The following is an 8,999-nucleotide window of genomic DNA, read 5'->3' on the forward strand; positions in this document are numbered from 1 at the left end:
ACCGTGCACCGCGTGTCCCGCGAGCGTCCGGCCGCCACTATTTACGGCCTGACCACCAACGAGCACACCTATCACTGGCTGAACCTCAGCTGGGGTACCGTGCCCGTGCTGCTGGAGAAGGATTACCACGACCTGTCCCGCAAGGATCTCATGGCTCTGACCGACGAGACCCTCAAGGGCCTCGGCAAGGTCGAGGACGGCGACAAGATCGTGGTCCTCAGCTCCGCTCAGGGCGAGCACGAGCCGGGCAGCACCGACTCCATCTACGTGCACACCGTCGGCACCGCCGAGTGAGCAGTGTGGTAACCGGACTGGAGTAGATACTGCACCTGTCTGATGATTATTGATTGGCCTCCTCGCCGCATCGCGGTGAGGAGGCCAATCTCGTTTTCCGGACGAACTGTCATGCGTCGAGATCGCGCAGTCCCATATGGCCGCGCAGAATGGCAATCATGGACTTGGCGTCGCAGATCGTGCCATTGAGCACCATCTGATAGGCATCGTCAAGCGACACCATGCGCACGTTGGAACGGGGGCTTTCCGGTCCGATGTCCTCGCGCGACACCGGCGTCAAGCCGGTCGCGTAGAACAGGCAGGTGTGCTGCGTGGAGTATCCGGGCGTGTTGAGGAACCTGGAGAACTGGGCGTAGTGCTTGGCCTCGAATCCGGCCTCCTCGCGTAATTTGCGGATCGCGACGTCAAGCGGACGTTCCGAAGGCGTGTTGGCATGGCCGGCAGGCAATTCCAGCGTCCAACGATGGTTGGCGATGCGGTACTGCTCGATCAGCGGGATCTTCATATCGTCGGTCACGGCGAGTATCGCCACGGTCTCCCCGTTATTTTCGTGGATAAAGTACCGTTCGAACGATCCGACCTGCGAGGATTCGAACGCTACATGGTCGACATTGAAATAGTGCGTTTCGACGATTTGGTCGCGGGAGATCTCCTTCACCGGTGATGGGCGCCAAGGATCGAACGGTCGGAAAGTCTTATCTGCCATGGAAACTCCTTTGGTTAGGCAACGCGCCTGATAGGACGCTCATGTTCATTGTAGGGCGAAAAGCCGTGTCGCGTGCCATATCAGTCCGGAAGATATGGTATCTTTTCTAAGGCGCGAAAAGCCCTCGTATCCCAATTGGTAGAGGAAGCAGCCTCAAAATCTGCGCAGTGTGGGTTCGAGTCCCACCGAGGGCACGTGACATGGCAAGTTCGGTTCACTTCATCGTTGAAGATTCCGGTTGCTCTTCTGGATTCGATCAGAACCGCGACGACATGGGCTGCGAACAACAACCTGTCCGTCGATACCAGGTTCGAAGGGGCAGGGCGGATGCCGCGCAGACTGGCGGAGGACTGGAGCCGGTTCGACCCTGACGCCATCCGAAACGTTCTCGGTTCCGTCCGAAGAGCGCACCGGCCAACGGCGTGTCGCCTTGGCTAAAAGTCCAAAGTGTAATAAAAAGAAGTGCTAGCAAAAATGGGTGTTGGAAGGTGAGTGTCTGCATGGCTGACGAATATGAGAACGGGTCCGACCGTCGCAAGGTTGTTGTGGCCGAGGATGAGGCCCTTATTCGCATGGATATCGTGGAAGCTCTTACGGATGCCGGCTATGATGTGGTTGGTCAGGCGGCCAATGGGGACGAAGCCGTTGAGCTGGCCCGCGAGTTCACTCCCGATGTTGTTGTGATGGATGTGAAGATGCCCGGGAAGGACGGCATTACCGCCGCCACCGAGATCGCCAAGGAGAACATCGCCCCGGTAGTGATGCTGACCGCTTTTTCGCAGCAGAGTCTGGTGGAGAAGGCCGCCGACGCCGGTGCCATGGCGTATGTGGTCAAGCCCTTCGTCCCCGAGAAACTGCTGCCCGCCCTTGAAGTCGCCATTTCACGTTTCGACCAGATCAATGCGCTGAAGGACGAAGTGGACGACATGAAGGCCCGTTTCGAGGCACGCAAGCGCGTTGACCGTGCCAAGGGCCTGCTCATGGAGAATATGGGCCTGACTGAGTCCGAGGCCTTCCGTTGGATTCAGAAGACCTCAATGGACCGTCGCCTGACGATGCAGGAAGTGGCCGATGCGGTCATCGCGCAGGTTGAGGGTGATCGCTGAAGCGCATGGATTCGCAGAACACCGAACGCGGAACGCTGCTGGTCGTTGACGGCCATTCTTTGGCGTTCCGCGCTTTTTTTGCATTGCCGGTTGAGAACTTTTCAACATCGTCCGGTCAGGCGACGAATGCGGTGTGGGGATTCGCCACCATGCTTTCCCAGGTCATCGACTCGGAGCGGCCTACGCATCTTGCCGTGGCGTTCGACGTGAAGGGCGGGACCTTTCGCAACCAGTTGCTGCCGCAGTATAAAGGCACGCGTGACGCCGCGCCCGAGGAACTGCTCACCCAGCTGCCGCTGATCCAGCGCATGCTCAAGGCCCTGGGCGTCACCTACATCGAGAAACCCGGATACGAGGGCGACGACGTGATCGGCACCCTGGCGACCATGGGGGAGGAGGCGGGGTACCGCACGCTGGTCCTGTCCGGCGACCGCGACGCCTTCCAGCTGATTGACGATGACATCACCGTGCTGTATCCCGGCCATCACTTCAAAGACCTCAAGCATATGACGCCTGAGGCCATTGAGGAGAAATACAAGGTCACGCCGGGCCAATACCCGGATCTGGCGGCCTTGAGGGGCGAAACCGCCGACAACATTCCCGGGGTTCCCGGCGTGGGCGACGGCTTCGCCGCCAAATGGATCAACCTGTATGGCTCGCTGGATGGCATCATCGGGCACGCCGATGAGATAGGCGGCAAAAAAGGCGAGGCGCTTCGCGAGAACATCGACCAGGTCAAGCTGAACCGCAAGGTCAATGCGCTGGTTCGGGATCTCGATCTTGGCGTGACGGTGGATGATCTGACGTTCGGGGCTTTGGACGCCGACGAGGTGAACACGCTGTTCGCCTCGCTCGAATTTGGCGATCGGACCCGCAACCGCGTGCTGAAGACGTTTAACAACGGACGGCTTCCCGCGTTGTCGTCGTCGACAAGCCGGACGGGTCAGCCGATGCGGGAAACGGTCGAAGCGGTGCTGGATGAGCCCGCCGATGCCGCCGGCGTCACCGACTGGATCGCGGCCCATATCGGATCGAACGGTGCGGGCAGCGCGGATGCGCATGATGATGGCGCTTCCGCGGACGGGAACGGGGCGCATCAGGCGTTCAGCGTGCCCGCTGACCTGATGTGCGACGAGTCCCTCAACCGTGCATGGACTTTGGTGGTAACCGGATCCGCCAAACCCGGCCAGGCGAAAGCCCAGGCGCTGGGAGTGATGGCCGCCGATGGCCACGTTCTGGTCGCCATGGCCGGCGAGATCCCGTCGCCGCTGCGCGAGTTCATCGCCTCGAATATGGGATCGGCGATTGTGCACGGGTATAAGGAAATACGCCATCTGCTGGCCTCGATAGGTGTGAACCAGGTCGCGAGGCCCCTGTTCGACACGAAGCTGGCCGGCTATTTGGCGTTGCCCGATTTCCATGCCGAAACGCTGAACGAGGCGGCCTCCAAATTCCTGGACATCCATTATGACGATGAGGAATCCAAACCGGCCCAAGGCGAATTGGACCTCGATGACGCCGCTTCCGGGGATCCCGAAGCCGACGACGAGGCCCTGAATCGCGCGATCCTGCGTGAGCTGACATTGGTGCGTCAGCTCGCCGGACATCTGGCGCCGATACTCGACGAACGCCGACAGTACGGATTGCTGACGTCCTTGGAACTGCCGGTGTCCGACATGCTGTACGGCATGGAAACCCGCGGTGCGGCCATCGATCTGGCCCGCCTCACCGCCATGCGCGACACCTTCGCCGCCGATGCGAACCAGGCGCAGGAGATCGCATGGGACGCGGCCGGCAAACGTCTGAACCTGCAAAGCCCCAAGCAACTGCAGCAGGTGCTGTTCGACGATATGGGTCTCAAGCCCTCACGGCGCACCAAATCGGGTTCGTATACCACCAATGCCGCCACATTGCAGGACCTCTACGCCAAATCCGTCGACAACGACCGCGCCAATGCGTTTTTGGGCGCGCTGCTCAGACACCGGGAGACCAACAAGCTCAAGCAGATCGTCACGTCGCTGATCGACACGGTGAATCCCGAAGACCAACGGATCCACACCACATTCGAGCAGACCGTCGCGGCCACGGGTCGGTTGAGCTCGGTGGATCCGAACCTGCAGAACATTCCGAACAGGGCTGCGGCCGGCCGGGAAATCCGGTCGGCATTCGTGCCCGGCGAGGGCTTCGAGTCCCTCCTCAGCTCCGACTATTCGCAGGTTGAGCTGCGCATCATGGCGCATTTGTCGGGCGACGAGGCGCTGATCGAAGCGTTTCGGTCCGGCATGGATTTCCACAGGTATGTGGCTTCGCTGGTCTATCAGGTGCCCATTGACAGCATCAGCGCCGACCAGCGCAGCCATGTCAAGGCGATGAGCTACGGGCTGGCGTACGGCCTGAGCACGTATGGGCTGGCCAGGCAGCTCAGAATCAGCCCTGCCGCGGCGGATGTGCTGAAAGACAAGTATTTCGCCACATTCGGCAAGGTGCATGACTATTTGGAGTCACTGGTCGCCGACGCCAAACGCCGGGGATACACCGAGACCATGTTTGGCCGTCGCCGCTTCTTCCCGGGCCTGAAATCAACCAACCGCAATGTTCGCGATGCCGCCGAGCGGGGCGCCCTCAACGCCCCGATCCAGGGATCCGCGGCCGATATCATGAAGATCGCCATGATTCGGGCCGACAGGGCGCTGCGGGATGCCGGCGTGAAAAGCCGGATCATTCTGCAGATCCACGACGAATTGGTGGTTGAGATCGCTCACGGCGAAGCCGAACAGGTCACCTCGCTCGTGAAAGACGCCATGGAGCATGCCGTGCAGCTGGCCGTGCCGTTGGACGTATCGACGGGCATCGGCGCCGACTGGCAGCTTGCCGCGCACTGACAACCGGCACCGAAGAAAGGATGACAGCATGCCGAATCTCAAACAGGTCGTCGACGTCCTTGAAACGCTGTATCCGCTGCGATACGCCGAACAATGGGATGAACCGGGGCTGATCGTCGGCGATCCGACCGAGCCGGTGCGTCGGATCGCCTTCGCCGCCGATCCGACCGACGCCATCGTCGACAAGGCCCTTGCCATGGAAGCGGATCTGCTGGTCACGCATCATCCTTTGTTCTTTCGGTCGGTTCACGAGGTTTCCGGCCTGGGATTTCGCGGCAATCTCGTCAGCAAGCTGAACCGGGGCCATTGCGCACTGTGGGTGGGGCACACGAATGCCGATGCCGCATGGCGCGGTGTCGGACAGGCCGCGGCGGATGCGCTGCGGCTGGTCGAGCAGAGGCCATTGGTGCCGCTTGACGATCCGAAGGCGAGCCACCCGGTGGGATTGGGACGCATAGGCGTGCTGGAGCATCCCATGACGCTGGGGGATTTCGCCATGCGTGTGGCGCAGGCCGTTCACTGCCAAGGCATGCCCACGGCATTGGGCGTGCAGATGTGCGGCGACCCGTCAATGCCCGTGCATACGGTGGCGGTGCTGCCCGGTTCCGGCGATTCCCTCTTCGACGAGGTGCGGGCGAGCGACGCCGATGTGTACGTCACCTCGGATCTGCGCCATCACCCCGTCACCGATGCGATCGAGCAGGCGCGATACGAGGCCCGGGTGGCACGGCGGGGGATCGCCATAGGCCATGGCGACCTGGCATTCATCAATACGCCGCATGCCGCCATTGAATCGATCTGGTTCAACTATGCCCTCGAGGACGTTCCCAATGCGATCGAACGGGCGACGGGGGAGCGGCCCGACGTCGCATGGATCCGCGACACCACCGACCCCTGGTGCCAGACGATTCATTGGCCGGATACGCGGATCGACGTTGCCGTTCGCGGGAATGCCTCCGCGGACCGGGACGGCGGCGCCGGACACATCGGCGATTCGACGCTCCGCGAACTCGACGCCTCCTGCGACGGCGTCGACATGAACGTGCCCGCAACCGTGGCCACCCATGACATCGTCTGGCGGGGAAAGGTATATGACGTCGACGACATGACGATCGACCTGCATCGCGCCGACGGCGGCACGGTCCGTATCCGCCGGCAGATCACGCGTCATCGTCCGTGCGTGGTCATGCTGGTCCACGACGTCAGCAACGACAAATATCTGATGGAACGCGAATATCGGGCGGGATCGCAGCGCTATGCCTACGGACTGCCCGCCGGCCTGATCGACGAGGGCGAAGACGTCGATCAGGCCGCCCTGCGCGAACTGCGTGAGGAAACCGGGGTGGTTCCCGAGCCCGGAGACGACTCGTTCACCATCGATGCGGTGGGCGATTTCTACTCCTCGGAAGGTATGAGCGACGAGCTCGCGCATATCATGGTGATCCATCTGTCCGCATGGCGGCAAGGCCCGCGGCATTTCGACCCCGATGAGCACGTGGAATCGGCGTGGGTCGATTTCGGCACGCTGACGGCGATCGGCGTCACGGCGTCGAACAGCCAGATCGCGTTGCTGCACGAGGCTTTGCGCAGGGCGAAATAAGCGGGCCGCTTCTCAGGGGCGATTGGCTGGCATGCCGGCGTTCTTCAGACGACGTGCAGCTTCCTCGGATGAAACGTTCGTCGTCAGTGGGATACTAGAACCATGCAGATCAGACCAGGATCAATGTACCCGCTCGGCTCCAACTACGACGGGGCCGGCGTGAATTTCGCCTTGTTCTCCCAGGCCGCGGAGAAAGTCGAATTGTGCCTGTTCGACGATGACGGCAATGAAAAGCGCATTCAGATGACCGAGCAGAATTCATACGTCTGGCATAACTACGTACCGGGACTGCAGCCGGGTCAGCTGTATGGATACCGCGTGTATGGCGCGTACGATCCGGAGCGGGGTCTGCGCTGCAATCCGAACAAGCTGCTGCTCGATCCCTACGCCAAGGCGATCTCCGGCATGACCGACGGCGACGAGAGCCTCTACTCCTACTGGTTCAAAAGCCCCGAAGACGTTCACGCCATGAACGATCTCGATTCGGCGCCGCATATGATGAAATCGGCGGTGATCAACCCCTATTTCGACTGGGGCAACGATCAGCACCCGCACATTCCCTACCATGATTCCGTGATCTACGAGGCGCATGTGCGCGGCATGACCAACCTCAACGAGAGCGTGCCCCCGGAGATCCGCGGCACCTACGCGGGGCTCGCCTATCCCACGGTTATCGAATATCTCAAGAAGCTGGGCATCACGGCCATCGAACTCATGCCGATACACCAGTTCGTCAACGATTCCTTCCTGCAGGAAAAAGGCCTGTCAAACTATTGGGGCTACAACACCATCGGATTCTTCGCCCCTCATAATGGGTATTCCAGTTCGGGCGAGCACGGCGAGCAGGTCAACGAATTCAAGTCGATGGTCAAAGCCTACCATCACGCCGGCATGGAGGTCATCCTCGATGTGGTGTATAACCACACCGCCGAAGGCAACCATCTGGGGCCGACCCTGAGCTTCAGAGGCATCGACAACCAGCAGTACTACCGTCTGGTGGACAACAGCCCACGGCATTACTTCGACACCACCGGCACCGGCAATTCGCTGCTGATGCGTTCCCCGCACGCGTTGCAGCTCATCACCGACTCGCTGCGCTACTGGGTTACGGAAATGCATGTGGACGGTTTTCGCTTCGATCTGGCCGCCACCTTGGCGCGGCAGTTCCAGGAGGTTGACAAGCTTTCGGCCTTCTTCGACATCGTCGAGCAGGACCCGGTCATCAACCGCGTCAAGTTGATCGCCGAGCCCTGGGATCTGGGTTCCGGCGGATACCAGGTGGGAGGATTCCCCTCAAGCTGGTCGGAATGGAACGGGCGCTATCGCGATTGCGTCCGCGATTTCTGGCGTTCGCAGCCGTCCACCCTGCCGGAATTCGCCAGTCGGCTGTTAGGGTCTTCCGACCTCTACCAGGTCAACGGCCGACGTCCGGTGGCGTCGGTGAATTTCGTCACCGCGCACGACGGCTTCACCCTGAACGATCTGGTCAGCTACAACGAGAAGCACAATGAGACCAACGGGGAGGGCAACCGCGACGGTGAGAACCACAATCGTTCGTGGAACTGCGGCGTTGAAGGCCACACCACCATCAAGGACGTCAATGAGCTTCGAGCGCGCCAATGCCGCAACATGATGGCGACGCTGCTGCTTAGCCAGGGTATTCCGATGATCTGCGGCGGCGACGAGATCCGCAGGACGCAGCAGGGGAACAATAACGCGTACTGTCAGGACAACGAGATTTCGTGGACGAACTGGAATCTGGACAAGCCCCAGCAGGAGATGCTCGAGTTCACCCGAAAGCTCATCCACCTGAGATTGAGTCATCCGGTGCTGCATCGACGCCGGTTCTTCACCGGGCGTGAGGCGGGCGACACCTCCGGCGTGATTCCACAGGTCGAATGGTTCGACCACACCGGTTCGATCATGGATCGCATCGATTGGAACAACACGCACGCCTTTTCCGTCATGGTGTATCTCAATGGCGGCGACATCCCGGAGAAGGACTGGTTCGGCACCCCGATGGTCGACAATGACTTCATCCTGATCTTCAACGCCTATTACGAGCCGATTGTGTTCACGTTGCCGGATGAGCGTTACGGCACCAAGTGGCAGTTGGTCGTCGACACCTATAATCCCCACGGTCCCGAGCTGAGCTATGAGGCCAATTTCGCCATCACCGCCCAACCTCGCAGTCTGTTGCTGCTGCAGAGCGCTCAGCGTCCGGAGGCGCGCAGGGATTTCTGAGGTTTTCGACCGCGCGTCGTGGCGTCGTGTCCGGCCGGCATGAAGGCAGCCGGACACGACGCTGAACGCGGTGTCAGGAGAATCAAATAAAGGGAAATTCCAGAGAGAGAATAAAAAAACCGGCGGCCTGAGCCACCGGTTTCATGTTGTGGAGCTAAGGGGATTCG

Annotated in this window: 6 protein-coding genes, 1 tRNA gene and 1 pseudogene (1 of these 8 cut by a window edge); 7 read left to right on the top strand and 1 reads right to left on the bottom strand. The window is 60.8% G+C overall.

Features of this window, described 5'->3' with window-relative positions:
* Positions 1-294 carry the end of a pyruvate kinase gene (gene pyk, locus B2994_RS06470; RefSeq protein ID WP_291527553.1) on the top strand. The gene continues 1,164 nt to the left of window position 1, outside the view, so only the last 294 of its 1,458 coding nucleotides appear in the window; its start codon lies off the left edge, out of view; the stop codon is at positions 292-294.
* A gap of 109 nt (positions 295-403) precedes the next feature.
* Here pyk and B2994_RS06475 read toward each other — a convergent pair whose 3' ends face one another.
* Entirely contained in the window at positions 404-1,000 is a 597-nt protein-coding gene (locus B2994_RS06475; protein WP_291527554.1) for an NUDIX domain-containing protein, read from the bottom strand.
* A 120-nt stretch (positions 1,001-1,120) separates the two neighbouring features.
* Between B2994_RS06475 and B2994_RS06480 the strand changes: the two genes are divergently transcribed.
* The 6 genes and pseudogenes from B2994_RS06480 to glgX all read left to right on the top strand — a co-directional run bounded on the left by B2994_RS06480 (position 1,121) and on the right by glgX (position 8,832).
* Positions 1,121-1,194 (top strand) — tRNA-Leu (locus B2994_RS06480).
* A gap of 306 nt (positions 1,195-1,500) precedes the next feature.
* Positions 1,501-2,106, top strand: coding sequence for an ANTAR domain-containing response regulator (locus tag B2994_RS06485; RefSeq protein ID WP_291527555.1), 606 nt, complete (start codon positions 1,501-1,503; stop codon positions 2,104-2,106).
* A 5-nt stretch (positions 2,107-2,111) separates the two neighbouring features.
* On the top strand, positions 2,112-4,988 hold the full coding sequence (polA, locus tag B2994_RS06490) for a DNA polymerase I (RefSeq protein WP_291527556.1): 2,877 nt from the start codon (positions 2,112-2,114) through the stop codon (positions 4,986-4,988).
* 28 nt (positions 4,989-5,016) lie between these two features.
* Positions 5,017-5,898: pseudogene (locus B2994_RS06495) on the top strand (Nif3-like dinuclear metal center hexameric protein); the annotation flags it as partial.
* A 126-nt stretch (positions 5,899-6,024) separates the two neighbouring features.
* Complete coding sequence (locus tag B2994_RS06500; protein WP_291527557.1) at positions 6,025-6,588, top strand: NUDIX hydrolase; 564 nt, start codon at positions 6,025-6,027, stop codon at positions 6,586-6,588.
* Between the two features lie 123 nt (positions 6,589-6,711).
* Positions 6,712-8,832: a glycogen debranching protein GlgX gene (gene glgX / locus B2994_RS06505; RefSeq protein ID WP_291527558.1), complete on the top strand. Its 2,121-nt coding sequence runs from the start codon at positions 6,712-6,714 to the stop codon at positions 8,830-8,832.
* Positions 8,833-8,999 lie beyond the last annotated feature (167 nt).

The organism is Bifidobacterium sp. UBA744 (assembly GCA_002298605.1).
Classification (GTDB): domain Bacteria; phylum Actinomycetota; class Actinomycetes; order Actinomycetales; family Bifidobacteriaceae; genus Bifidobacterium.

What these genes read in the sequence shown, in the direction of transcription:
- polA (WP_291527556.1), top strand. Translation starts at nt 2,112, where the DNA reads ATGGATTCGCAGAACACCGAACGCGGAACGCTGCTGGTCGTTGACGGC.
- B2994_RS06485 (WP_291527555.1), top strand. Translation starts at nt 1,501, where the DNA reads ATGGCTGACGAATATGAGAACGGGTCCGACCGTCGCAAGGTTGTTGTG.
- B2994_RS06500 (WP_291527557.1), top strand. Translation starts at nt 6,025, where the DNA reads ATGAACGTGCCCGCAACCGTGGCCACCCATGACATCGTCTGGCGGGGA.
- glgX (WP_291527558.1), top strand. Translation starts at nt 6,712, where the DNA reads ATGTACCCGCTCGGCTCCAACTACGACGGGGCCGGCGTGAATTTCGCC.
- B2994_RS06475 (WP_291527554.1), bottom strand. Translation starts at nt 1,000, where the DNA reads ATGGCAGATAAGACTTTCCGACCGTTCGATCCTTGGCGCCCATCACCG.